A 24721-nucleotide genomic window follows, 5' to 3' on the forward strand; every position below is an offset into this window, starting at 1 on the left:
TGTCACTCCCTCACACTACGTCTTCGAATGCACTGGCGCTGATGTAGTCAGCCACCAGGTCTTTGGCGATCCGCGCGATCACCGACTGCTCCATGTCGTCATCGACGAACTCGACGTCCTTGAACGTCTCTCGCTTCAAGCGTTCGACCATGTCTTTGCACCCCCCTGACGGGAAGCGCCGGGCCAGCAGGGCCAGCGCATCGGGGCGCGGCATGTGCTCGTAGAGCATGGTGCGCAGCTTGCGGTCCTCGGCGGTCGTGGTCAGTGCCCACAGGCGCATCGGCCCGGCAGACATGGTGAACAGCTGGCTGTAGGTGGCATTCTTGGTCTCGAAGCGGGCCAGGAAGGTACAGCCATGCTTGTTCGCACCGTGCACGAAGTTGACCAGCGCATGCTCTTCGGTGTCAGACAGGCCGATGTTCTTCCGCAACCAGTCGCGGGTTTCCTTGGTGCCCGAGTCGAGGATGAAGGTGGCCGTGGCGATCTTGGTCAGCTGGCCGAAGTCTTCCATCAACTGCGAAGCCAGAATGATCTCCATGTTCCACTTACGGGCCTCGCGGCCATCGGTCTGCATCTGCTCCTGCAAGCCCACGTGGCCACCGGTCTTGTGGAATTCGTCCATGCACATGACCTTGTATTCATCCACCAGGTCGGCCACCAGGCGCTCGTAGAACGGCAGGTACTTCTCGGTGAAGAACGGGAAGTCCTCCTTCGAGAATGCCACCTTCTTCATGAAACACTGGCGGGCGATCATGTACATCAAGGCAGTCTGCTTCTTCGCCGAAGCAGAGCCCTGCAGCGCCACGTCCTGCAGGTCGAGGGCAACGATGCGGGCACTGCCGACGTCGAAACGGGTGTGGTCGGCGAACACCGGGAAGTCGCCGACCGCCTCGCGGATGCCGAGAATGAACGCATCGACCAGGCTGCGCCCTACCTCACCGGAGCCTTCGTACTCGGCACGCACCTCTTCGGTGGATGCCACCGCCACCAGGTCGTTGAGGGTAGGCACCGCATAGCGCTGGGTGACTTCCGCTTCGTACACCATGCCGGCATCGAACATTGCATCGACCAGTTCCCAGTAGGTGGTGGCCGGCAGAATGCGGAAGCCCAGCGCCGCCACGGCGCCGTCGACCACGTCGTTGTGCCCGGGCTTGTAGGTTTCCGGGCTGGCCCTCTCGATCTTGTCGTCCTTGCGCCGGTAGGCCAGGTCAACCATGCGGCCGACGAAGTTGCTCATCCCTTCATAGGGCTTTTCGCGTTCGGGCGGCGTCACCAGGATAGTGAGAAAGTTCTTGTTGAACTCGCGGTCCTTCGGCAGCGGGTAACGCTGGCCAAGCGGAGTGTCCAGTGGGTTGATGCAGTCCTTGCGAGCGTTCTGCAAACGTTTGTACACCACCAGGTGATGCAGTCGTGGTGGCAGGTTGTCGCGCACCAGGTCGCAGAAACCGGACGAAGAAATACCGATGTCGGTGATGCCGATGTAGGGCAACCCGGTCAGGCCCGGCATCAGGCACGATTCGAAGTGGTTGTTGTTCATCAACACCGACTTGCCCGAGCCTGGCTTGCCTGCAATCAGGGTGATCCAGGTGGTCTGCTGCGAGGAAAAACGCTGGTACTTGAGGATCTTGCCATCCAGGCTGCGGTAGATGGTCGACCCTTCCTGGAACGGCGAAGCTGGCCGGGTCAGCGGCAGCATGGCCACGGCATCGCCCAGCGGCGCAGCGGCCGGGTCGCCCAGGTGCTTGGTGGTCAGGGCCAGACAGTTGGACTGAAACGCCTGCATCGGGTTACCGGTACGTTCGATGAACACGGGCTGGCCCCACGCTTCCAGGGTGCGCCAAAGCTTCGACTTGCGAAGCGCCAGTTCCTTCACGCCCTTTTCGTCCGGGCTGGCCCAGGTCATCGCGGCCACTTGCAGCTTGACCATGCATTCACCGTCACGCACGCGCTCGCGCAGTTCCTTGGTGGCGAGGTTGATGTTGCGGTTCTGCTCGGAGGTGACCGACAGCAGCTGGGCGAACAGGCTCTTCCAGGCCAGCACACTCATGCCGTCGGAGGACAGCATGATCGACACCGAATACGGCAAAGCGCGCGACACACCGTTCTCTTGCGTTTCCGCGCGGTTGAGGCTGTTGAACAGGGTGTTGAAGTATTGCGGCTCTGCCGGTGGAATCGACATCAACAACGGCGCATACACGCGCGAGCCAACCCGCACACTGGTAGGATCCGGCAGCAGACTGGTGCGCTCGCCACTGCCGATTTCAGCCGAAGTGACCATGATTTGGCTGGGCAGCGTGGGGTACATGAACTCCGACATGTCGCCATTGCGCTTGCTGGTCTTCCAGCGCATGGGAATGGCGCTACCCGGAATATAGGGCTTCCAGGTACGCGGCGTGATGTCGGGGTTTACCTTCGCACGGATGGCGCGGATCGCTTCACTGACGTCGAGCACATCCGCCGAGCAACCGAACTCAGGGGACGTCAGGTCTTCGGAAATCTTGGTGACAAAGGAAAGGTGGCGGTCCTTGAGGTAGGAAATAGGCCGCAGCAGGTTCTGCGCTTCGGCGGTGGCCGGCCACTCCGATTCCTTCCTGAACTCGTTCAGCGCCTCGCGCGCCATCGACCTTTCGGTCTGGTCGAGCAGCGCGGGCCGCGACCAGAACACCAGGTAGCATTCTTCGTCATACACATACTGAGCGTACTTGCTGACACCTTCGTTGATCAGGTGCCGCACGTTGAGGTTCAGCCGCTCGGCGGTTGCTGCCTGCTGCAAAGCGTTCTGCTCCAGCGGCGCGGTCGCATCCAGGTCGCGGCTGAAGACAATCTGCAGGTGGTGGCCGCGTACCTTGAAGTACACCGAGAGCGACGCTTCCAGCAGGCTGACCAGGCGTTCGAACTGTTCGCGCCCAAGCACGCTCTTGGTGCCGTTGAAGCGCACGATGGAAGCCAGCGAACCGTCGTTTGCGACGATGGCCTGCCCGCCATCGACCGTTTCCAGGTCGCAATAGTCCTGCACGTCTGCCTTGAGCTGGCTCAGCACCGTCAGGATCACCGCCTCGAGTTTGTTAAACATTTCCTTGTTCTCCTTTGCCAACGCTCTCAACGGCGAGACTGAGCAGCAGTACGAGCGGCTGCATCAAGCAAAATTCTTCAGTAACTGGCCGGTCAATGCCGACCAGTTAGCTGGCAAAAACACCGCACGGTTATTGGCCGCGTAGTATTCGAGTTGTCCATCTTTGAACGCGCTTTTGGTTGGGAACAGCCGTAACGGCGCCAACCATTCAGCGCGCTTGCTGAATTCTTCATCACTGACAAGTTGCTTGCTCGCGAGGGTTTCCGCCACGCCAAGCACGGTGATGACTTCGCCACCGAATATTTCTTTCAGCGTGTCATTACCACGAAACTTGAAAGCCGCCAGCAGGCTGGCCAGCTTTTCATTGGCCGCCACGTCATCGAGCAACTCATTAACGTAGATACAGCGGGCAATGTTATTGATCTCGGTTTGCGTCAGTTCCTGCACGGCGACGAAAAAGCCGGTGTCATTCATGGCGCAGGCGCCAAGATGATGAACCTGACGACACAGGTTACAGGCGGTGATCAGGTTTTCCTTGGTGCAGTTGTCGGCATTGCCGTCCAGTGCATGAAGTTCCTGAAACTTTGCAGACTTGAACCCGCAAAAGCGGCAGGTGTAATTGTCGCGCTGCCACACCGAAGTGCGAAGTTTGCTGTTTTCATCGCTGAACAGTTTGCGCTGGTCATCGTCCGAGCGCCACAGCGGCCGACGCACGCCAAATACCGGCTGATTGGCAGTTCGACTGAGATAGCCACTCGACAACGTGGGCACAGTGTTTGCCCCGCGTTCAGAAGCGTTTGTTTCGCTCACGTCCGAATATTCCCGAAACTGTTCTTGAGGTGCGGGGCATGACGCCCCGCAATAGGTTCAGCGGCGTGCAGCGTTAGTTGACCAAAGTGTTGCGCATGATCCACATCACGGTACCGACACCCGCCATCAGGCCGCCGATGAACAGGCCGACAATCGCCGACATCGGCTTCTCACGCTCATCCTTGGAGGCTTTCCACAGGGTGTACAGGGAGATGGCAACAACTACGAAACCACCAACCGACACCAACGAGATCAGCAGCGTGGCGCCGCCCTGAGCAGTGTCGTCGATGTTGCTCATGACATCACTGGCCGTCTTGCCACCCGACTTGTCCTGGGTCAGGTCGGTTTTTTCGATGGCAAAAGCCGACGGTGCCGCCAGGGCCCCGATAATAGCGGTAGTTGCACGAACCTTGGCCGAATCGTATGCAGCTTTCAGAGTTTTGAGTGCTTTCATAAGTGACGCTCCTTATATTTCATGTTTCGAAAAGCCGTTACGACCACGGCGTGAAGAGGCCAACCAGATTGAATCCGATTGTGTTATTGAGTACATCGCTGAACCATTTGAAGTTCCATGCCAGGACGCCGCCGATGATCCAGCCGCTGGCGGTGCCGAGGCCGGCTTGAGTTTGATTGTTGTAATAACCGTTTACCGTCAACCAACCTTTCACCATGGCGATAAAGCCGACAATCTGCATGATGCCCAGCAGGGCCAGGGTTGCCAGTTGTGCCTGCTCTTGCAAAGTCGTCCCGGTCGAGGAATAGGACAACATGCGCGAATTGGCATAATCCCCGGTCAGGGTTCGCGACATGATGCCCATCCACTCCAGCGTACCGATCGCCAGCAAGATAGAGCCGATCACCAATTGGACACAGGCAGAGCCGACAGAAAAACGCTGTCTTCCGGCCACATATTTCAATGCGTTGTCATGGGTCACGCCCCACAACTCGATCAACGCCGCACCGGTCAGATAGAGGCCGATAAGCACGGCAATACCCTGGCACATCATGATCGCTGTCGGGATGACCTTCCCGATATTGACCATTACATCTACTAGATCGGCAAATCCGGCCGCCATGACAACGTCCCTGTTTTAAAGAGCGGGTGAAGTAACCACGATGCCGCTGTCGCGATCGACGGCAAGCACTTTCAATTCGCGCTGCACCGGTGGCAACGGATCGCCGGCCTTGACGCTGTCTTCGCTATCGCCATTTTTCACCCAGGCCCGGTGCCCGACCACCGCCTGCACCTTGTAGCCCGAGGACTGCGGGATCGGGTGAGCGCGCCTGGTGTATCCTTGCGAGACAACGGGCGCCGGCTCCCGACGCGGTGGCTTGATCACCTCCACGCGCTGACGGCTGTCTTCGTAGAACTGCATGCGCTGCTGCAGGCCGGACAGGTTGTTATCCAGGGCCTTTATCTGGCTCAACAGCAGTTGAGTATTGCGCTGCGATTCCTCGCGCACGATCTTCAGCTGTTTTTCGCTGTTTTCCTGGGCCTGCAGCGCCGCCTGCGCCTGCTCCCGGGACTTGGCCAGCTCGATGCTCAGCACATCCATGCGTGGCTGTTGCGCCAATTGTGCCTGGGACTGCGGGATGCGCCTGGCCTTGGCCGCTGGCGACGAGGTCGCCTTGATCACGACCACGGCGAGCACAATGAGCGCCAGGAAGCTGCCGGCAAAAACGCCAATGAGTTTTCCGAACGACCAGTTCTTCATGTCGAACTCCTTATCGAGATTGATCGTGAACGTCTTGCAGGAAGAACAGGCCAAAGCCTTTGTTCGCAGGCGTTGCGTAGGTGGCCGGGCGGTTGAAGCCGCGGCGCACTTCGCCGGCGATGGCGGTGCCCATTTCACCGACCGACGAGCCGATCACCTGCTTGGTCGAGGGCTCGGTAGTGGTCTGTGCCACAACGCCACTCGGGCTGATGACAGTGGTACCCGCTGTCTGCTGGTAAGCCCGACCGTAGCCGGACAACAGCGAGGCGGCACCCAGGGCGAAATAGCGCTCCATGGTGTGGTGGTCCTTGGTCTCGGCAATGCCCTGCTTGGCATCATCCTCGCGCAATGCCACAGCGCTGATGCGCATGGTCGGACGAGGGTCGTTGACCGGTGGCGCAAGAATGGTGAACTTCACGCGAATGTTGTCGGGCGCCTGCTCGATCTTGCCGATCAGCTTGGAACCGTTCCACTTGCCGCCTCGAATGGTCGCCAGCACGTCACCACCATCATCGGTGTTGACCTCGGCATCGAGCGTGGCGTACATGATGGTACCGGTCTTGATCAGCATCGCCCGGTCGGTGTCACCCACGGCCTCGATGGCATTGGGGTCCTTGTCCTTGGCAGCCCGTACTGCGGGGCCTGTGACACTGCCGCCAGCGCGCTCGGTCGGGTAGTAGCTGACGGTGCTGAAACTGCTTCTCTCAGCGAAGCCCTTGGCACTTTCAGACTCGCCCATCAGTTGCTTGATCGACTTCAGCGTTTCGCTTTTCAGCTCGCTGACGTACTGGTCGCGCTGCTCCTCGGCCTTTTTCAGCTCCTCCTCCAGACGCCGGCGCTCCTGCTCCTGGGACTGGGCGCTGGCCACACCAGGCCGCTGTGAAACCTGGGCTGAGTCACGAGGCGGCATACCCGCCCCGATGTAAATCTCGGGCGAACGCTGATTGCCGTCATTGTAAGGCTGCCCAGGCACGTTGAACTGCGCGCCCTGGCCACGAGCCAGATCCCGCCCGGTGGACTGCACGATGTTCGGATCGAAGCCAGGCTGATAGGACATCCCGCGCTCGGCAGCCTGTTCGGCCTCCAACATGCTGCGCTGCGCACGGCGCTCTGCTTCGGCCTTGGTAATAGGGTCGATCGACACTTCAGGTTGCGGCGCATTCGGCACGTCCACCGTGGACGCCTTGCCCGCAGGCGCATCCTTCGAAGACATGCCGTTGTAGGCCAGGGCGCCCAGCGCCAGCACGACCAACCCGGCAGCAATCAGCGAGACCTTGCCGACACCGGAACCGAACACCGCCTGCAAGTTGCGCTGCATCTCATCGGACTTGCGCGCCTTCTTCACCTGCGGGCCAGCCGGCCCGTCGCGGTCGGCTACCAGGTGCTCGTCCTCTTCATCGAAGCCCGAGTCGTTCGGCGGCATGTTGTTATCACTCATTGCAGATTCCCTTGCTCGATGAAGACGGTTACGGCTTGCCCGCCAGTCGTGAACGTGACGCTGTTCTGCAGGCCCGCATAGCGATACACAGCCACACCGGTGGTGCTTCGCGCTGCGTTGGTGTAGGCCGGATATTGCGCATCAGCCTTGGCTTTCACGTACATGTTCGGGCCATAGCTCCAGGCCTCGACGCCCTCCAGCCCGGTCACCTTCAGGCGGTTGGCATCTTTCGGCGGCACACCATCCAGGAAGTAGGTCAGCGCATCGTCGATCGACGGCATCCGCAACATCGCCACACTCGCTGTCGCATCCGGGTTGCGCCCCGGCACCTTGGCATCAACACGCATGTCCACTTCTTCCTGGCCGGCGGCCAGGATCAGGATGATCGGCGTGGCCAGGCCGCGCAGGGTGACGGTGACGTTGCCGTAGGCCGCCGCTGTGGCGGGGTCCAGGGTGAGGATGTTGGTCGGTGCGGCAGTACCGTTCTGACCGTTCTGCCCACCTCGCTCGCGACCGTCGCTGAACAGCTCGCGGTTGATCGACACGTTCTGGATCATCCACGGCTGCCCGGCATAGTCGGAGAACACGATCGATGACTGCTGGCCCTTACTCAGGCGAACGATGGGGGGCGATACCCCCGGGTCGAGGTTGAGTGCCAACGTGCGGGTCACCGGCTTGGCCGGGCTGACATAGGCGGTGGCCTTCTGCTTTTCCCGCTCCAGCCACAGCTGCTTGATCAACTCGACTTGCGACGATGTCAGCTGCGAGTCCTGCACGTCGTTGACCGTGTCACTGATGACATCCTCCGGGCGCGGATAGACCACTTGAGCAGCGCTGGATACCTGCCGGCCCAGGCCATTCATCGGCGGCTGGGGCGGAGCCTCGCTTCCTTGCGCCGCGTCAACCTGCCCTGCGCCACCCTCGGCAGCGGGCGCAGTTGGCGCCTCGTTGGCAAATGCAGGCAAAGCGATAGCGCTCGCAAGCAACGATGCGATCAGATGCTTCTTCATGGTCACTTCCTTGAGGTGTACGGCGACAGCTGAACAGAATCGACGGCAATGCCTTTGATGTTGGTGGCCGAGGCGGGGATCTGGACGATGGTCACGGCGGCGAGGAAGTCCTGGCGCGAGCGCGCCTGCTGGTCACCGCCGACATAGAATTCGATGGCAATCGGTACCTGCACCAGCCAGTAGTTCTGCCCGCTGGCCAGCACACCAGCCTCTTCGACCTGGGCAACCTGGGTGGCCATGGCGCGCAGGATCATCCGCCCCTTGAGCACGCGCTCCAGGTTGCCGGAATCGTCCAGGGTCTTCAGGAAAGCCTTGCGCCCCTCGTCGGTGTACCAGCGGGCGCCCGCAGAATTGAGGTTGGAGCGGTAGTTCACGTAGTCGTAGGAGTACGAATTGACCACGGCATCCTTGGCGTACTCGGCAAGGGTGGCCGGGGTTACGCGCGGATTGCTCTCGGTCGAGACTTCACAGATCGCGTGATTGTCAGTGGTCGGGATCCAGCGGTACTTCGGGTACCAGAACACCACCGCAGCGATGGTGACGCCAAATACGCAAGTCAGCGCCAACAGTTGGCCCCATACGCGCTTGTTGCGGCGCTTGAGATCGAGGCATTCCAGCTGCAGGCGTTTGACTTCACGCACGGTGGCCGCTGCTTCACCCGGCGTTTCATCCAGCGCCAGCTCCAGCAGTTTCTCTTCGTCCGTGCCCCGCCGAGTCTCCTGCGCTTCGCCACCAGGGGTTCCGTGTTGGGTTTCCTTACTCGACATTGCGGATTTCCCCTGTCGTTCCGTCGTAGATGCAAATCGAGTCGGTTCCGTCATAGAACACGACATTTTCAAAGTTGGTTTGAGTCACCAGCCAGATGGCAGCAACCGCAACAAACGGCAGCAGGCCTATGCACGCCCACTCGCCAACATTCAGCAACACGCCAAGCAAGCGGTTGTAGCGTCGCAGTGCGCGAACATCCACGTCCTGCGCTGCACCGCTGCCCCATGACGTAGTGATAGACCCCAGCTCATCCATATCTCGCTCCATGCGGCGGCATTTTCATCCAAAACTTAGAAAGCTGCAACAGCGAAATTTTGACAGATTGAGATAATACCTGCAATCCGCGACGCATTTTGACACGCCAGCACCCGAGCCTTTGACGCTAAATTGGCCAGATCACGCGAGCGCGCAGCCAAACAAAACCCTGCCGGAAACAGGGCTTTTATCCAATAAATGCTAATAAAATCAGAATTTTGAGATTGAGCGCCCAGCCACCAGATTCGACTGAGCACTTGAGTACTGCAGGTTTTAAAAAATGAATGCCTTCAGATTATTATGATGCTATAAACCTGACCATTCAGTCATGTGCAGAGGCCAAACGAGCCTGCTTTGAAAAGCCTTTGAGAAACTGCGTAGCCCACGAATTTCGTGGCTTACAGGGGGTTTAGAGGGCCATACTTCCAGGTTGGTGGCGGAGGGGTTGCAACACTTCCGCCATAACACTCCTAGAACTTGCTCCAGCCTTCCTCCCTGACCTTCACCGAGGGCCTACACCCACACACCTCGGATTAAAAACCCTTTTAAATCAAGGGAAACGGCACATCAAAAGTGCGTTCTGCCGCTTGGCATGTTGCGCAGCGCAACCGCAGAACCGGCGGATAAAATCCGACCGAGGCGCACAAGCCCAACGCCAGGGTAACGACCCAGCATGGCTAAAACGTGATTTTCCAACAAATACACAATATTCCGCGATAACGGCTTTTTGATATCAAACTGCCAGCATGCTTCATATGTTTGGGTGCCCTGCAAATCGAACGCCGCCGGGGCGGCGCTCGATCTCATGGACGATAAAAAACTTGCGACAAACACCCTTCAGCGCCGCCGCCATTTCACGCCCGAAAAAAAAGGGCACCCATCCTCGGGTGCCCTTTGCCTTACAGCCAGGTGAACTGAATCACCCCATCGATCGCGCTGCCACCGGTTGCGCATGGCCCCTCGACGTCACGATCCCCAGGAAGGAAATCACGATCGCCAGGCCCAATGTCGAGCTCACTTCCGCCCGATGCTCAGGCGTGTACATCATCACCGCCAGCGCCCCGGCAATGAAAATGATCACCGCCCAGGTCAGGTAAGGGAACAGCCACATGCGGAACTTCAGTTCGGTGTTCTCGCGCTCCAGACGGCGGCGCATGCGCAGCTGCGAGATGGCGATAACCATGTACACCAACAGGGCGATGGCGCCGGAGCTGGCCAGCAGGAACTCGAACACGCCCTTCGGTGCGAAGTAGTTGAGGACTGCGATGGCCGCACCGATCAGGGTGCTGCCGAACACTGCAGCACGCGGTACACCGACCTTGGAGGTCTTGTTGAGGAAGGCCGGGGCGTCACCGCGCTTGGCCAGCGAGAACATCATCCGCGAAGCGATGTAGATCGACGAGTTCATGCAGCTGGTAACGGCTACCAGAACCACCAGGTCGACCATGAACGCGGCGTTGGGGATGTTCATGATTTCCAGCGCACGCTGGTACGAACCCACCACTGCCAGTTGCGGGTCGTTCCACGGCACCACCGAAATGATCACGAAGATCGACAGGATGTAGAAGGTGCTGATACGCCAGATCACCGAGCGGGTGGCCTTGGCGATGTTGCGCGACGGGTCGCTGGACTCGGATGCGGCAATGGTCACTGCCTCGGTGCCGATGAAGCTGAACATCACGGTGATGAACGCACCCACCACTGCCGACCAGCCTTTCGGTGCAAAGCCGCCGTACTCGGCCATCAGCCCGCTCAGCCCACTGACCTCGCGGTTGGGCAGCCAGCCCATCAGCGCGGCGAAGCCCAGGCCGATGAAGCCCAGGATGGCGGTGACCTTGAGGATGGCGAACCAGAACTCGAACTCGCCGTACTTGGCCACGCTGAACAGGTTGGTACCGGCCAGCAGCAACACCGAAGCCAGGGCGAAGATCCAGCTGTCCACCTGCGGGAACCAGGCGTTCAGCACATGCCCGGCGGCCAATGCCTCGATAGGAATGACCAGTACCCAGAACCACCAGTACAACCAGCCGATGGTATAGCCGGCCCAGCGGCCAATGGCCTGGTCGGCATAGGTGGAAAACGATCCGGTGTCGGGGTGTGCCACGGCCATTTCGCCGAGCATGCGCATGACCAGTACCACCAGGGTCCCGGCCACGAAATAGGAAATTATGGTTGCTGGCCCGGCTGCCGCGATGGCATGGCCAGAACCTACGAAAAGTCCGGCGCCGATGATGCCGGCGATGGACAGCATCGTTACGTGACGTGGCTTGAAACCTTGTGCAAGGTTGCCATCAGATCCCACGGTGTTCATTGATGTTGTTCTCTTTTTGCTGACACAAGGAAGGACGGGCAGGCGTAGGCGAAAAATATCTCCTTTGAAATCAATAAGTCGACACGTTGTTCGCGCGCTGTTGTTGATATTTGGCACGCGTCACAGAGCAAGGTGTCAGTGCGGTTCGGGGTTCATTTAATCCCCGCATGGCTGTGGGGAATTACACGAGAACGCCACGGAACTGTTCGATCACGACAGGGCATTTCCATCAACGCCAGATGTCGCGAATGGCATATCCGATCGCGCCACAGGCCCAAATGGAGCTTTTGTTTTTCATTTGAATGTGTGTTGCCTGTGCCGGCCCTTTCGCGGGTGAACCCGCTCCTACAAGGGTGCGTAGCGACACCACCGGTTGATGTAGAAGCGGGCTTACCCGCGAAAAGGCCAGCAGCCTCAACGCACCAGGCAGGGCCGTTTGTTATCGAAGCTCCAACCCGGGATCAGGAACTGCATCGCCACGCTGTCATCGCGGGCACCCAGCCCCATGTTGCGGTAGCACTCATGGGCCTTGGCCAACTGGTCTTCATCCAGTTCCACGCCCAGGCCCGGTCGCGCCGGCACTCGCACATGCCCGTCGACAATGCGCAGCGGCTCACGGGTCAGGCGCTGGCCATCCTGCCAGATCCAGTGGGTGTCGATCGCCGTGATTTCACCCGGAGCCGCAGCCGCCACCTGGGTGAACATCGCCAGCGAAATGTCGAAGTGGTTATTGGAATGAGAACCCCAGGTCAGCCCCCAGTCGTTGCACATCTGCGCCACCCGTACCGAACCCTGCAAGGTCCAGAAGTGCGGGTCGGCCAGCGGAATGTCCACCGACTGCAACTGAATGGCATGGCCCATCTGTCGCCAGTCGGTAGCGATCATGTTGGTCGCGGTGGGTAGGCCGGTGGCGCGGCGGAACTCGGCCATCACCTCGCGGCCCGAGTAACCGTTTTCGGCGCCGCACGGGTCTTCGGCGTAGGCCAGCACATCGTGCTTGTCACGGCACAGGGCGATGGCCTCCTTCAGCGACCACGCGCCATTGGGGTCGAGCGTGATGCGCGCTTCGGGGAAGCGTTCGGCCAGCGCTGTCACAGCCTCCATCTCTTCTTCACCACGCAGCACGCCGCCCTTGAGCTTGAAGTCGCTGAAGCCATAACGCGCCTTGGCGGCCTCGGCCAGCCGCACCACTGCTTCCGGGGTCAGGGCCTTTTCGTGGCGCAAGCGAAACCAGTCGTCATCGCTGTCGGCTTCGTTGCGGTAGGCCAGGTCGGTCTGTTGGCGGTCGCCGATGTAGAACAGATAGCCGAGCATCTTCACCGCATCGCGTTGCTGGCCCTCGCCCAGCAGCGCCGCCATCGGCACGCTCAGGTGCTGGCCGAGCAGGTCGAGCAACGCCGACTCGATGGCCGTTACCGCATGCACGGTAATGCGCAGGTCGAAGGTCTGCAGGCCGCGGCCCGCCGAGTCGCGGTTGGCGAAGGTCTGGCGCATGGCGTTGAGCACACGCTGGTAATGGCCGATCGGCTGGCCGACCACCAGGCTGCGGGCGTCCTCCAGGGTCTGGCGAATCTTCTCGCCGCCGGGCACTTCGCCCAGGCCGGTGTTGCCGGCGCTATCGCGCAGCACCACCACGTTGCGGGTGAAGTACGGGCCATGGGCGCCACTGAGGTTGAGCAGCATGCTGTCATGGCCGGCCACGGGGACCACGCGCAGGTCGGTGACCACCGGGGTACTGGTGTGAAGGGTCTGCATATTCATGAGGGTTGTCTCGCAGTCATCAGTGGGTCTGGCCCAGGGCCGAAGGGGCCTTGAGGTCATCGGAAGGGACGCCCTTGGGGCGAATGCGTACGAAGAAGATGGCAATCGCCGCCAGCACCGACGTCACCGCCAGGCCGTACAGCCCGCCCTGGATCGAGCCAGTCTGCTGCTCCAGCAAGCCGAAGGTGGTGGGGGCAACGAAGCCGCCGAGGTTGCCGACCGAGTTGATCAGGGCAATCACCGCCGCAGCGATGCGGGCGTCCAGATAGCCCTGGGGGATTGGCCAGAACAGTGACGACGCTGACTTGAAACCGATCGCGGCGAAGCACACGGCGACGAAGGCGAACACCGGCCCACCCGTAGTGGACATGAACATGCCCGTGGCAGCGACCAGCAGGGCGCCCGCCACCCAGGCCTGCTGGAACTTCCAGCGAGCGGAACCGGCGGCGAAGGCGTACATGGCCAGGATCGAGATCAACCAAGGGATCGAGTTGAAGAAGCCGACCTGCATGTCACTGAGGTCGCCCATCCGCTTGATGATGCTAGGCAGCCAGAAGGTCGCAGCGTAGATGGTCAGCTGGATACAGAAGTAGATCAGGCAGAACAGCACGATCTGGCGGTCCTTGAGCAGGCTCCAGGCCGACGGCCTGACCGCGCCGATGGCCTCACGCGCTTGCTGCTCGCGGTCGATGGTGGCGACCAGCGCGTCCTGCTCGGCCTTGCTCAGCCACTTGGCGTCCTGCGGCTTCGAGTCGAGCCAGAAGAACACAAAGAAGCACAGCGCCACCGAGGCCATGCCTTCAATGAACAGCATCCACTGCCAACCATGCAGGCCCAGGCCATGGATCTGCATCAACGCCCCGGCCAGCGGCCCGGAAATCAGCGAAGCCAGCGCCGAGCCACTGAGGAAGATGGCAATGGCCTTGCCGCGCTCTGCCGCCGGCAGCCAGCGGGTGAAGTAGTAGATCACGCCAGGAAAGAAGCCTGCTTCGGCCACCCCGAGCAGAAAACGCAACACGTAGAACTGGGTTTCGTTCTGCACGAAGGCCATGGCCGTGGCCACCAGCCCCCAGGTGAACATGATACGGGTCAGCCACAGCCGGGCACCTACCTTTTGCAGCAGCATGTTCGAAGGGACTTCGAACAGCGCGTAACCGATGAAGAACAGCCCGGCACCAAAGCCAAAGGCCGCAGCGCTGATGCCCAGGTCGCTTTCCAGGTGCGGGCGGACGAAGCCAATGTTGACGCGGTCGAGGTAGTTGACGATGAACATGATGACGAACAGCGGCAGGACGTGGCGCTTGACCTTGGCCACGGCACTGGCCAACGCGTCGCCTTCATGCCGGGCAGACGGAGCGAGGGTGTCGTTCACTTGCGGATCTCCCACTAATTGTTTTTGTGCGGGTCGGGTTGTCTGACATGGCAGTGGGGAGGAGCTTATTCGCAGCGAGGTTGTACGACAAGATCATTAACGTCGGCAAAATAGCAAAATACAAGCTGTCATAATGCCAATTTGATCCTAACGTGTAAAAACAGCTCAACTACATGCTGAATTGGATGCGCGAAAAATCGGCAAAAAATATTTCTATCGATTAACTTGTCGTACAAGTAAATCAAGAAGCGGATCACACATGGAACCCGAACACGCGCGCAAACGCGGCCATAGCCGCGCCCATGACCTGGTTTCCAGCCTGACCCAGCAGATTCTGCTGGGCACCTTCAAACCAGGCGACAAACTGCCTTCGGAAAACACCTTGGTGCGCGAGCACGGGGTCAGCCGCACGGTGGTTCGCGAAGCCTTGTCGAAGCTGCAGGCCTCTGGGCTGGTGGAGCCGCGCCACGGGATCGGTACGTTCGTGATGGAGCGCCAGGCCCAGGCCGGCCTGCGCGTTGCGGCGGAGAGCGCGGCGAATGTGCGCGATCTGCTGGAACTGCGTATTGGCCTTGAGGGCCAGGCTGCCGCGCTGGCCGCACTGCGTCGTGACGAGGGGCATCTGGCGCGCATGCGCCAGGCGCTGGATGACTATCAGGACCTGGCCGCTGCCGGCGACAGCTGCATCGAAGCCGACCGGCGCTTTCACCTGCTGATTGCCGAGGCCACCGGCAATCTGTATTTCACCGAGATGCTGCTGCAACTGGGTAACGGCCTGATACCGCGCAACCGCATGGCCCTGGCCGAGCGCGCGGGGGCCAAGCTGGCGCGGCAAGCGTACCTGGCCAACCTGGAGCATGAGGCAATCCTCAATGCCATCCGCCGACAAGACCCGGATGCGGCACGGGCGGCGGTATGCCTGCACCTGTCCAACAGCCGCGACCGGCTACTGCCGGACTGACTGTCAGGCAGTGCAAGACGAGTATATTGGCGTGCAGGGTGGCCGTTACATCCAGCTACCCTGCCCTCACTTCACCAGGTCAGGCAGATCTTGCCGAAATGCCGGTTGCTCTCCTGGTAACGGAACGCCTCGACGATCTGTTCCAGCTCGAAATGCTTGTCCACCACCGGCCGCAGGCCGTTGGCATCGATCGCCCGCACCATCGCCTGCTGCTGCGCTCGGCTGCCAACCAGCACCCCTTGCAGCCGAATCTGCCGCACCAGCGCCTGCACCAACGGCAACTGCCCCGCCACCCCGGTAAGGATGCCGATCAGCGAAACATGCCCGCCAATGCGCGCAGCAATCATCGACTGCTCCAGCGTCGCCGGGCCGCCCACTTCAATCACATGATCGACACCACGGTTGCCAGTCAGCTCGCGCACCTTCTCACCCCAGGCCGGGGTGTTCTTGTAGTTGATCAGGTGGTCGGCACCCAGGGCCTTCAGGCGCTCCAGCTTGGCATCGCTGGACGAGGTGGCGATCACGGTCGCGCCCGCCAGCTTGGCGAACTGCAGGGCGAAAATCGATACACCGCCGGTACCCTGCACCAGCACCGTGTCGCCGGGCTTGAGGTGATCATCGCTCATCAGCGCGCGCCAGGCGGTAAGGCCGGCGGTGGTCAGGGTGGCAGCCTCGGCATGGCTGAAACCCTGGGGTGCCAGGGTGAAGGCGGTGGCGCGGGCTGTCACCTGCTCGCGGGCGTAGCCATCGATGCCGTCGCCGGGCACCCGGGCAAAGCCCTCGACATTGGCCTGGCCATCGAGCCAGTCGGGGAAGAAGGTGCTGACCACATTGTCGCCGACCTGAAACTCAGTGACGCCAGCCCCCACCGCAACCACCTCGCCGGCGCCATCGGCCATGGGGATGCGTCGCTCGCTTGGGCCCCACATGCCGCTGACCACGGCGAAATCGTGGTAGTTGAGGGAACTGGCGTGCAGGCGCACGGTAATCTCGCCGGCCTGGGGGGCCTGGGCCTCGCAGGTGCCGACCTCGACCTTGTCGTAGCCGCCGCCGGGTTGTACGTAGATGGCCTTGCTGCTCATGGGTGGGTCTCCGTATCAGAGCAAAGATGGGGTTCAGCATAGACAGATCCGGCCCTTTCGCGGGCACGCCCGCTCCCACAGGGGCACCAAAGGACCCGAGACTTGCGCAATACCTGTGGGAGCGGGCATGCCCGCGAAAAGGCCCGCATTGCCAACACAAGCGTCAGCCCAGCATCACCTTCAACGCCCGGCAATCCGCTGCATGCCAATCCACCAGCTCTCCCACAGGGGCACCAAAGGACCCGAGACTTGCGCCATACCTGTGGGAGCGGGCATGCCCGCGAAGAGGCCCGCATTGCCAACACAAGCGTCAGCCCAGCATCACCTTCAACGCTCGGCAATCCGCTGCATGCCAATCCACCAGTTCCGGCCAGGGATTGTCCGGCAGGTTCACCAGCACCGTGCGCGCCCCCGCCGCCCGCCCACAGTCCAGGTCAAAGCGGTAATCCCCCACCATCACCAGTTCGCTCGGCGTCACGCCCCAGGCGCTGGCAATCTTCAGCAGCCCATCCGGGCTCGGCTTGGGTGCAGCCTCGTCACGCCCGAGAATGTGTTCCACCGGGAAGCAGTCCGCCAGGCCGATGGCCTCCAGCGTTACATGCGCCAGCTCACGCGCATTGCGGGTCAGAATACCCAGCCGGCACCCGCGCCCGGCCAACTCGCGCACCAGTTCCACCGCCCCGGTGGCTGCCGTGGAGGCCGTTGCCAGGTCCCTTTCGTGCTCCAGCAACCGGGCATGCTTGGCCGCCGCTTCCTCTGCCGGCAAGGCCGCCAGGTGGGTGAGGATGTCGTGTTCGGCCGGGATGTCCAGCGCCACCCGAATGGCGGCGAAGTCGTGCACGGCCACGGTCAGGGTGCCGTCCATGTCGAACACCCAGTTGCGCACCTCGCCCAGGCTCATGCCCAGTCCTTGCGATGGCGAATCAGGCCTTCCTGGCTCGACGATGCCACCAGTTGCCCGGCCTGGTTGAAAATGCTGCCGCGGCAGAAGCCACGGGAATTGCCGGCCCAGGGGCTATCGGTGGCGTACAGTAGCCACTGGTCGGCGCGCAGGTTGCCGTGAAACCACAGCGAATGGTCGAGGCTGGCGATCTGCATGTCGCGCTGCCACACCGATTTGCCATGGGGCAGCAACGCCGTGGTCAGCAGGCCGAAGTCCGAGGCGTAGGCCAGCATGTACTTGTGCAAGGCAGGCACGTCCGGCAGGTTGCCGTCGGCGCGGAACCAGGCGTATTTCACCGGGTCGCCCGGCTTGGGGTTGAACGGGTCGCGCTCGGTGACCGGGCGGATCTCGATCGGCTTGGCGCACAGCACCTTGTCGCGAATGCGCTCGGGCAACTGGTCGGCCATGGCACGGGCCAGTTCGACTTCGGTAGGCAGGTTTTCCGGGCCGACCACGTCAGGCATCTGCGCCTGGTGCTCGAAGCCTTCCTCGTCGTACTGGAACGATGCACTGCAGGTGAAGATGGTCTGGCCCTTCTGGATCGCCGTCACCCGCCGTGTACTGAAGCTGCCGCCATCGCGCACGCGGTCTACCGAGTACACCACTGGAAGGCTGGCATCGCCCGGGCGCAGGAAGTAGCCGTGCAACGAATGCACATGGCGCGCGTCCTCGACTGTCTGACTGGCAGCCGACAACGACTGGCCCAGCACTTGGCCACCGTAAAGCTGGCGGAAGCCCAGGTCCTGGCTACGTCCACGGAACAGGTTCTCCTCGATGGATTCGAGGCTCAACAGGTCGACCAGGTCGTCCAACACATGACTCATCGGCGGTTCTCCGTAGGAGCGAGCCTAGCTCGCGATGCGCCGCCCGAGCGGCGCTCGATTTCACAGGCGCTGAACGTGTTACGGGCAAGCGCCTTCCAAGTAGGCAAATGATACAGCGTTTGTCATTCGCACCGGGCATGGCTGTGCATTCAGGCGCGCAGGGTGCGCTCCCAGTGCGCGCGGTCGATCCGGTACAGCACATGCGGGCGCAGTGGGTGGCCAATGGGCAGGCGGGGGTGCTCGAAGCTGCCGTGCAGGTCCTGCTGCATGCCGATGGCTTGCATCACCTTCTGCGACGGCAGGTTGCATTCGCTGGTGAACGACACGACCTCTTCCAGGCGCAACTGGGCAAAGGCACAACGCAGGCAGGTCCACGCCGCTTCGCTGGCAAAGCCCAGGCCCCAGTGACGGCGTGCCAGACGCCAGCCGATCTCCACCGCCGGGGCAAAAGGCGCGTCGAAGTTGACATTGAGCAACCCGGTCATGCCGATGAACGCGCCACTGTCCTTGCGTTCCAGGGCCCACAAACCAAAACCGTACTCATTGAAATGCCCGCGCACGCGGCCGATCAACGCAGCCGCCTCAACGCGTGTCAGCGGCGCCGGAAAGTAGCGCATTACCTGTGGGTCGGCGCACAGCGCGGCGAACTCGCGCAAGTCATCGTCATGCCATTGGCGCAGCACCAGCCGTGCGCTTTCCAGTTCGAGGATGGGGGTCATGGGGCCTGCTCCGGTTTACCGCCTTGCAGTTTACAGCGTAGGCGCGGGCGCGGGTTTCACCCAGCCGGCAGCCGCCAAATGCAATTTTCACACGCCCTTCACCGGCCCCCGACAGGCCGCTTGGCAGGATGCCGCCATCCACCACCGCGCCAGCCGCGGTACTGCCAACGGAGCAACGCATGCTATCGAGCAACACCCTGGGGCACCCTGCCATTCATGCCCGGCGCAAGCGACGCCTGACTCGCAAAGCCGTCGGAGCCGCCCTGGGCCTGTGCATGGTCGTGGCGGCGTTGACCACCTGGCTGGCGACGAGGACGCATATCGTGGACCTTGGCAACGAGCAACAACTGAGTGACAGCGGCCTGCTGCAGGACTGGGCCGAAGGTGCGGTGATCGTGATGATCCGCCACGCTGAACGCTGCGACAGCGCCCCCGGCCCTTGCCTGGACGACCCCACGGGTATCACCCTCAGCGGTAGCCAGGCCGCTGCCCGCGTTGGCCAGGGGCTGCACCGGCTGGGCCTGAACAACGCCGACTTGCTCACCAGCCCGAAACTGCGCACCCGGCAAACCGCGCACTTCATCCTCGGCCAGGCGGTGGCCAGCGAAGACTGGCTGGAAAGCTGCGACAGCCAGTTCGCCAACGAAGCGCTTGCACACAAACGCGCGGGCCACAACCTGGTGCTGGTGACTCACAACGGCTGCATCGACCACTTTGCCCGCCAGCAGCACGTTGCCGGCGGCGAACGTCAAAGCAACTATGCCAGCGCCCTTTTCGTATCGGTGGATAGCAATGGCAAGGCCCGCATCCTGGGGCGCCTGAACGAACCGGACTGGGAACGGGTACTGGCCAGCGCCGCAAAGTGATGCGGGCCACAGCAATCCCGTGCAGGCGATTGAGCAGCAAAGCTGGCCCGGCCATGGCAAGATCAGGACCTGGCCCTGATTACGACCTCAACCATGCCGTTGCCGCTGATCTACCACGAAGATTACAGCCCGGAGTTCCCCGCTGAACACCGCTTCCCGATGGACAAGTTCCGACTGCTGCACGACCACCTGGTCGGCAGCGGGCTGACCACCGACCAGGCCATGCTGCGCCCGGACATCTGCCCCAACGACATCCTCGCCCTGGCCCATGACCGCAGCTACATCGAGCGCTACATGAACGGCGAGCTGTCGCGCGAGGACCAGCGCCGCCTCGGCCTGCCCTGGAGCGAGGCCCTGGCCCGGCGTACCGTGCGCGCCGTCGGCGGCTCACTGCTGACTGCCGAGATGGCGTTGCAGCATGGCATCGCCTGTCACCTCGCCGGTGGCACCCATCACGCCCATTACGACCACCCCGCCGGCTTCTGCATTTTCAACGACCTGGCGGTCATCAGCCGCTACCTGCTGGAAGCAGGCAGGGTACACCGGGTGCTGATCTTCGACTGCGACGTGCACCAGGGTGACGGCACCGCGCGCATCCTGCATGACACGCCCGAGGCCATCACCGTGTCGCTGCACTGCGAACAGAACTTCCCCGCCCGCAAGGCACAAAGCGACTGGGACATCCCTCTGCCCCGAGGCATGGGCGACGCGGCCTACCTGAAAGTGGTGGACGACGCCCTCAACTACCTGCTGCCGCTTTATCAACCCGACCTGGTGTTGTATGACGCCGGTGTCGATGTGCACAAGGACGACGCCCTGGGCTACCTGCAGCTGACCGACGCAGGCGTTGCCGCCCGTGACGAAGCCGTGCTGCGCCATTGCCTGGGCCGCGATATCCCGGTGGTGGGCGTGATCGGCGGTGGCTACAGCAAGGACCGCACAGCCCTGGCCAAACGCCACGGCATCCTTCACCACAGCGCCGCACGTGTCATGGGTTGTTCACAATGACTGTGGAACCGCTTGTGGATAACCTGCGCGAAAGGCGCTGCAGCCCTTTACTGGCAAGGCCTGCGTGACGCTGGCTATTTTTTGACCAGTGCTTCCAAGGGCAGCGCTGCGGTAGAATGCGCCTCTTTTCCACAGCCTGCTGCCCACCATGCCCGATCTGACCCCCGCATCCCCTCCCCCCGCTGTCGTCATCGGTGGCGGCCCCGCCGGCCTGATGGCCGCCGAAGCACTGGCCAAGGCAGGCCTGGCGGTCGAGGTGTTCGATGCCATGCCTTCAGTGGGCCGCAAGTTCCTGTTGGCGGGTGTCGGGGGCATGAACATCACCCATTCCGAGCCCTACCCGGCGTTCGTGGCACGCTATGCCGAACGCCAGGGCGAAATCGGGGCACTGCTACGCGACTTCGATGCTGACGCGTTGCGCCAGTGGATTCATGGTTTGGGCATCGAAACCTTCGTCGGCACCTCAGGCCGGGTGTTCCCCACCGACATGAAAGCCGCACCGTTGCTGCGTGCCTGGCTCAAGCGCCTGCGCGACAACGGGGTAGTTATCCACACCCGCCATCGCTGGTTGGGCTGGAACACCGATGGCAGCTTGCGAATTGCTTATCCACAGGGCGAACGGCAGGTGAAAGCCTCGGTCGTGGTGCTGGCGCTGGGTGGCGCCAGCTGGGCGCGCTTGGGTTCTGACGGCAGCTGGCAACCGCTGCTGGCAGAACGGGCTGTGGATATCTCGCCTTTGCAGCCGAGCAACTGCGGTTTTGAAGTAGAGGGCTGGAGCGCGCTGCTCAAGGACAAGTTCGCGGGCGCACCGCTGAAGAACATCGCCCTCAGCGTCCCGGGCAGCGCACCGCGCAAGGGCGAGTTCATCCTCACCGCCCAAGGTGTGGAAGGCAGCCTGGTGTATGCCTGGTCGGCACCGGTACGCGAGGCCATCCACCGTGAAGGCCGCGGGGTACTGTTGCTCGACCTGCTGCCGGACAAGCCTGTGGACAAGATTGCCCAGGCATTGGCCAAACCGCGCGGTTCACGCTCCATGGCCAAGCACCTGCACAGCCAGCTGGGGATTGATGGGGTCAAGGCCGCACTGCTGCGCGAACTGACCGATCAGGCGACCTTTGCCGACGTTGATGCTTTGGCTCGGGCCATCAAGGCATTGCCCATCACCCTGGTACGCACGCGGCCGCTGGATGAAGCGATCAGCAGCGCCGGCGGAGTACGCTTCGAGGGCCTGGATGAGGGGTTGATGGTCAAGGGCATGCCGGGGGTGTTCTGTGCCGGCGAGATGCTGGACTGGGAGGCGCCGACCGGGGGGTATCTGCTCACGGCGTGCTTTGCCAGCGGCTTGCGCGCCGGGCGGGCAGCGGCAGATTGGGTGCGGGCTTCCTGACAGCTTGCCGGGGCGGCTTCCACAAGTACTGCGTCAATCCAGATTGTGCAGCCCATGTGGGAGCGGCCTTGCGTCGCGAAAGGGCCGCAAAGCGGCCCCAAAACCTCAAGGCTTGCGCTTGCGCGGCCCACCATTGAAGCTCGGCACCTTGCGCACAGCCTTCACCGCTGGCTCCGCACTGCCAGCTTCACTGCTGTCCATCCAGCGCCCCAGCCCGCGCTTGGCGCTGTTTTCTTTCGGCTTCTTGGGCTTCTTCGGTTTCTTGATAACCTGCCCACTGGCATCGGTCATCGGCACCCGGTGCTCGGGGATGAAATCCGGCTCTTCATGACGCGGCAGGGTCTGCCGGGTCAGCACCTCGATAGCCGCCAGCAGTTGCACTTCATCCGCACACACCAGCGAAATCGCCTCGCCCTTGTTGCCCGCCCGCCCGGTACGCCCGATGCGGTGCACGTAGTCTTCGGCAACGATCGGCAGGTCGAGGTTGACGACCAGCGGCAAGTCATCGATATCCAGGCCACGGGCCGCCACATCGGTCGCCACCAGCACTTGCACCTCACGGGCCTTGAAGCTGTCCAGCGCACGCTGGCGGGTCGCCTGTGGGCGATCACCGTGGATGCCGTCGGCATTCACGCCTTCAGCCAGCAAGCGCTCCACCAACTGATCGACGCCATTGCGGGTCTTGGCGAACACCAGCACCTGCTTCCAGCGCTGCTTGCGCAGCAGGTGGCAGAACAGGTCGGCCTTGCGCTTCTTGTCCACAGGCACCAGCCACTGCTTGACGCTGGTGGCCGTGGCGTTGCGCGGGCTCACTTCGATACTGAGTGGGTCATTCAGCGCCAGCCCCGCCAGCATGCGAATCTGATCGGAAAAGGTGGCGGAAAACAGCAGCGTCTGGCGCTTGCGCGGCAGTGCCGCATACACCGACTGCAGCTCTTCGGCAAAGCCCAGGTCAAGCATGCGGTCGGCTTCATCCAGCACCAGGGTCTGCACCTGGTTGAACTTCACGGCGTTCTGCCGGAACAGGTCGAGCAAGCGGCCAGGGGTAGCCACCAGCAGGTCGACACCCCGGCGCAGGCGCATCATCTGTGGGTTGATACTGACCCCGCCATACACCGCGTAAGTACTCAGCGGCAGGTTCTCGGCGTATTCGCGCACGTTGTTGTGCACCTGCTCGGCCAGCTCGCGAGTGGGTACCAGCACCAAGGCGCGGATCGAGTTGCTAGCCACCTTCTCGCCCTCCAGCGCCAGGCGCTGCAGCACAGGCAGGGCAAAGCCTGCGGTCTTGCCGGTACCGGTCTGGGCTGCGGCCATCAGGTCGCGGCCGGCCAGCACGGCGGGGATGGCTTTGGCCTGCACCGGGGTCGGGGTGGTGTAGTCCAGTTGCTGCAGCGTACGCAGCAGCGGTTCGATCAGGCCGAGTTTGGCGAAATTCATGGCAATACCGTCAGGGGGTTCAGCGAAGGCGGCAAGTTTACCGCATCGCCCCTGCCTACTTGCAGATTTCACCTTTCAACGGTGGCATTGGTTCAGGTGCCTTGCGCCACTGCGGCAAGCCGATCAGCACCACCGCGCCGATGATCACTGCCATCGCCACACACTCTTCAGCGCCAATCTGCTCACCGGCAAAGACGATACCCAGTAGCACCGCCACTGCCGGATTGACATAGGCGTAGCTAGTGGCCGCTGCCGGGCGCACGTGCTTGAGCAGGTACATGTAGGCACTGAACGCCAGGATCGAACCGAAGAACACCAGGTAGGCCAGCGCCCCCCAGCCAGCGGCGGTCGGCAGCTGTGTCATGCGTTCGCCCGATAGCACACTGCCCAGCAACAGCACCGCACCCCCGACCAGCATTTCCGCTGCGCTGGCCATCGGCCCCTGGGGTAGCGGCAAGGTCTTGCTCCACACCGAGCCGAACGCCCAGGACGCCGCCGCGAAGATGATCAGCGCCGCACCTATCGGGCTTGCCTGCAGGTTGGAGCCCAGGTTCAGCAGGCCGATGCCCACCAGCCCAAGGGCTATCCCCGCCCACTCCAGCTTCGAGTTGCGGTGCCCGAACAACAGCCCGAACAGCAAAGTGAACAGCGGCACCGTCGCCACCGCCAAAGCCGCCACACCCGAAGCCACGCCGGCATGCTCGGCCACGGTCACCCCGCCGTTGCCACAGCTGAGCAACAAGAAACCGATCGCTCCTGCCGCCCGCCATTGCGGCCAGGTAGGTGCCGGCACGCCGCGCCAACGCAGGAAGCCGTACAGCAGGCCACCGGCGATCAGGAAGCGCACACCGGCCATGAGCATCGGAGGCCAGCTCTCGACGCCGATGCGAATGAACAGGTAAGTGGAACCCCAGACCAGATACAGGGCCAGGAAGGCGCCAATCAGCAGCAGCGGGAAACGACGGGAGGCAGGCATGGGGA

General features: G+C 62.2%; 22 protein-coding genes. 4 read left to right on the forward strand and 18 right to left on the reverse strand.

The genetic code is table 11. The annotated features are described in order from the left end of the window. Positions 1 to 10 precede the first annotated feature (10 nt). The 12 genes from ACI7M0_RS23300 to ACI7M0_RS23355 form a co-directional block, all read right to left on the reverse strand. Positions 11 to 3073, reverse strand: coding sequence for a type IV secretion system protein IcmB/DotO (locus ACI7M0_RS23300; RefSeq protein ID WP_019438927.1), 3063 nt, complete (start codon positions 3071 to 3073; stop codon positions 11 to 13). Positions 3074 to 3136: 63 nt separating this feature from the next. After that, positions 3137 to 3883: an HNH endonuclease gene (locus ACI7M0_RS23305; RefSeq protein ID WP_014592470.1), complete on the reverse strand. Its 747-nt coding sequence runs from the start codon at positions 3881 to 3883 to the stop codon at positions 3137 to 3139. A 73-nt stretch (positions 3884 to 3956) separates the two neighbouring features. Then, positions 3957 to 4337 (reverse strand): hypothetical protein, encoded by a 381-nt coding sequence (locus ACI7M0_RS23310; RefSeq protein ID WP_129933036.1) that lies wholly within the window; start codon positions 4335 to 4337, stop codon positions 3957 to 3959. A gap of 37 nt (positions 4338 to 4374) precedes the next feature. Continuing rightward, positions 4375 to 4959 carry a type IV secretion protein DotIE gene (locus tag ACI7M0_RS23315; RefSeq protein WP_129933035.1) on the reverse strand — a complete coding sequence of 195 codons (585 nt, stop codon included), beginning with the start codon at positions 4957 to 4959 and terminating at the stop codon, positions 4375 to 4377. 15 nt (positions 4960 to 4974) lie between these two features. Then, positions 4975 to 5598 carry a hypothetical protein gene (locus ACI7M0_RS23320; RefSeq protein ID WP_019438924.1) on the reverse strand — a complete coding sequence of 208 codons (624 nt, stop codon included), beginning with the start codon at positions 5596 to 5598 and terminating at the stop codon, positions 4975 to 4977. 10 nt (positions 5599 to 5608) lie between these two features. Further along, positions 5609 to 7036: a DotG/IcmE/VirB10 family protein gene (locus ACI7M0_RS23325; protein ID WP_019438923.1), complete on the reverse strand. Its 1428-nt coding sequence runs from the start codon at positions 7034 to 7036 to the stop codon at positions 5609 to 5611. Further along, positions 7033 to 8046 carry a DotH/IcmK family type IV secretion protein gene (locus ACI7M0_RS23330; protein WP_014592475.1) on the reverse strand — a complete coding sequence of 338 codons (1014 nt, stop codon included), beginning with the start codon at positions 8044 to 8046 and terminating at the stop codon, positions 7033 to 7035. The genes ACI7M0_RS23325 and ACI7M0_RS23330 overlap by 4 nt, the downstream gene beginning before the upstream one ends. A 2-nt stretch (positions 8047 to 8048) precedes the next feature. Next, positions 8049 to 8813 carry a DotI/IcmL family type IV secretion protein gene (locus ACI7M0_RS23335; RefSeq protein ID WP_014592476.1) on the reverse strand — a complete coding sequence of 255 codons (765 nt, stop codon included), beginning with the start codon at positions 8811 to 8813 and terminating at the stop codon, positions 8049 to 8051. Then, complete coding sequence (locus ACI7M0_RS23340; protein WP_119713265.1) at positions 8803 to 9069, reverse strand: hypothetical protein; 267 nt, start codon at positions 9067 to 9069, stop codon at positions 8803 to 8805. Before ACI7M0_RS23340 ends, ACI7M0_RS23335 begins: the two co-directional genes overlap by 11 nt. 919 nt (positions 9070 to 9988) lie before the next feature. Beyond that, positions 9989 to 11380 (reverse strand): amino acid permease, encoded by a 1392-nt coding sequence (locus ACI7M0_RS23345; protein WP_003249863.1) that lies wholly within the window; start codon positions 11378 to 11380, stop codon positions 9989 to 9991. A 414-nt stretch (positions 11381 to 11794) separates the two neighbouring features. Next, positions 11795 to 13141 (reverse strand): glucarate dehydratase, encoded by a 1347-nt coding sequence (gene gudD, locus ACI7M0_RS23350; protein ID WP_129933034.1) that lies wholly within the window; start codon positions 13139 to 13141, stop codon positions 11795 to 11797. Between the two features lie 19 nt (positions 13142 to 13160). Beyond that, positions 13161 to 14513 carry an MFS transporter gene (locus ACI7M0_RS23355; RefSeq protein ID WP_129933033.1) on the reverse strand — a complete coding sequence of 451 codons (1353 nt, stop codon included), beginning with the start codon at positions 14511 to 14513 and terminating at the stop codon, positions 13161 to 13163. A 259-nt stretch (positions 14514 to 14772) separates the two neighbouring features. Here ACI7M0_RS23355 and ACI7M0_RS23360 point away from each other — a divergent pair, with 259 nt between their 5' ends. Beyond that, on the forward strand, positions 14773 to 15474 hold the full coding sequence (locus ACI7M0_RS23360) for a FadR/GntR family transcriptional regulator (RefSeq protein WP_047603370.1): 702 nt from the start codon (positions 14773 to 14775) through the stop codon (positions 15472 to 15474). 71 nt (positions 15475 to 15545) lie between these two features. Here ACI7M0_RS23360 and ACI7M0_RS23365 read toward each other — a convergent pair whose 3' ends face one another. The 4 genes from ACI7M0_RS23365 to ACI7M0_RS23380 form a co-directional block, all read right to left on the reverse strand. Further along, positions 15546 to 16556: an NAD(P)-dependent alcohol dehydrogenase gene (locus ACI7M0_RS23365; protein WP_129933032.1), complete on the reverse strand. Its 1011-nt coding sequence runs from the start codon at positions 16554 to 16556 to the stop codon at positions 15546 to 15548. A gap of 310 nt (positions 16557 to 16866) precedes the next feature. Further along, a complete protein-coding gene (locus ACI7M0_RS23370) occupies positions 16867 to 17457 on the reverse strand; it encodes an HAD family hydrolase (protein ID WP_129933031.1) in 591 nt (196 codons plus the stop codon). Beyond that, positions 17454 to 18323: an acyl-CoA thioesterase II gene (tesB, locus tag ACI7M0_RS23375; protein ID WP_014859384.1), complete on the reverse strand. Its 870-nt coding sequence runs from the start codon at positions 18321 to 18323 to the stop codon at positions 17454 to 17456. The genes ACI7M0_RS23370 and tesB overlap by 4 nt, the downstream gene beginning before the upstream one ends. 149 nt (positions 18324 to 18472) lie before the next feature. Continuing rightward, positions 18473 to 19042 (reverse strand): GNAT family N-acetyltransferase, encoded by a 570-nt coding sequence (locus tag ACI7M0_RS23380; RefSeq protein ID WP_003249850.1) that lies wholly within the window; start codon positions 19040 to 19042, stop codon positions 18473 to 18475. Positions 19043 to 19221: 179 nt separating this feature from the next. Between ACI7M0_RS23380 and ACI7M0_RS23385 the strand changes: the two genes are divergently transcribed. The 3 genes from ACI7M0_RS23385 to ACI7M0_RS23395 all read left to right on the forward strand — a co-directional run bounded on the left by ACI7M0_RS23385 (position 19222) and on the right by ACI7M0_RS23395 (position 22303). After that, positions 19222 to 19908: a histidine phosphatase family protein gene (locus ACI7M0_RS23385; RefSeq protein ID WP_129933030.1), complete on the forward strand. Its 687-nt coding sequence runs from the start codon at positions 19222 to 19224 to the stop codon at positions 19906 to 19908. Positions 19909 to 20001: 93 nt separating this feature from the next. After that, positions 20002 to 20916, forward strand: coding sequence for a histone deacetylase (locus tag ACI7M0_RS23390; protein WP_129933029.1), 915 nt, complete (start codon positions 20002 to 20004; stop codon positions 20914 to 20916). 148 nt (positions 20917 to 21064) lie between these two features. Further along, complete coding sequence (locus ACI7M0_RS23395) at positions 21065 to 22303, forward strand: TIGR03862 family flavoprotein (RefSeq protein ID WP_104962604.1); 1239 nt, start codon at positions 21065 to 21067, stop codon at positions 22301 to 22303. Between the two features lie 105 nt (positions 22304 to 22408). Here the strand turns inward: ACI7M0_RS23395 and ACI7M0_RS23400 are convergent, their stop codons facing one another. Together ACI7M0_RS23400 and yedA are read right to left on the reverse strand one after the other, a co-directional pair. Further along, the gene (locus tag ACI7M0_RS23400; protein ID WP_003249817.1) at positions 22409 to 23740 is read right to left on the reverse strand and encodes a DEAD/DEAH box helicase; all 1332 of its coding nucleotides are present in this window, start codon (positions 23738 to 23740) and stop codon (positions 22409 to 22411) included. A 55-nt stretch (positions 23741 to 23795) separates the two neighbouring features. Next, positions 23796 to 24716 carry a drug/metabolite exporter YedA gene (yedA, locus tag ACI7M0_RS23405; RefSeq protein ID WP_129933948.1) on the reverse strand — a complete coding sequence of 307 codons (921 nt, stop codon included), beginning with the start codon at positions 24714 to 24716 and terminating at the stop codon, positions 23796 to 23798. Positions 24717 to 24721: the final 5 nt, after the last annotated feature.

The organism is Pseudomonas sp. 10(2024) (assembly GCF_045164175.1).
Classification (GTDB): Bacteria; Pseudomonadota; Gammaproteobacteria; order Pseudomonadales; family Pseudomonadaceae; genus Aquipseudomonas; species Aquipseudomonas alloputida.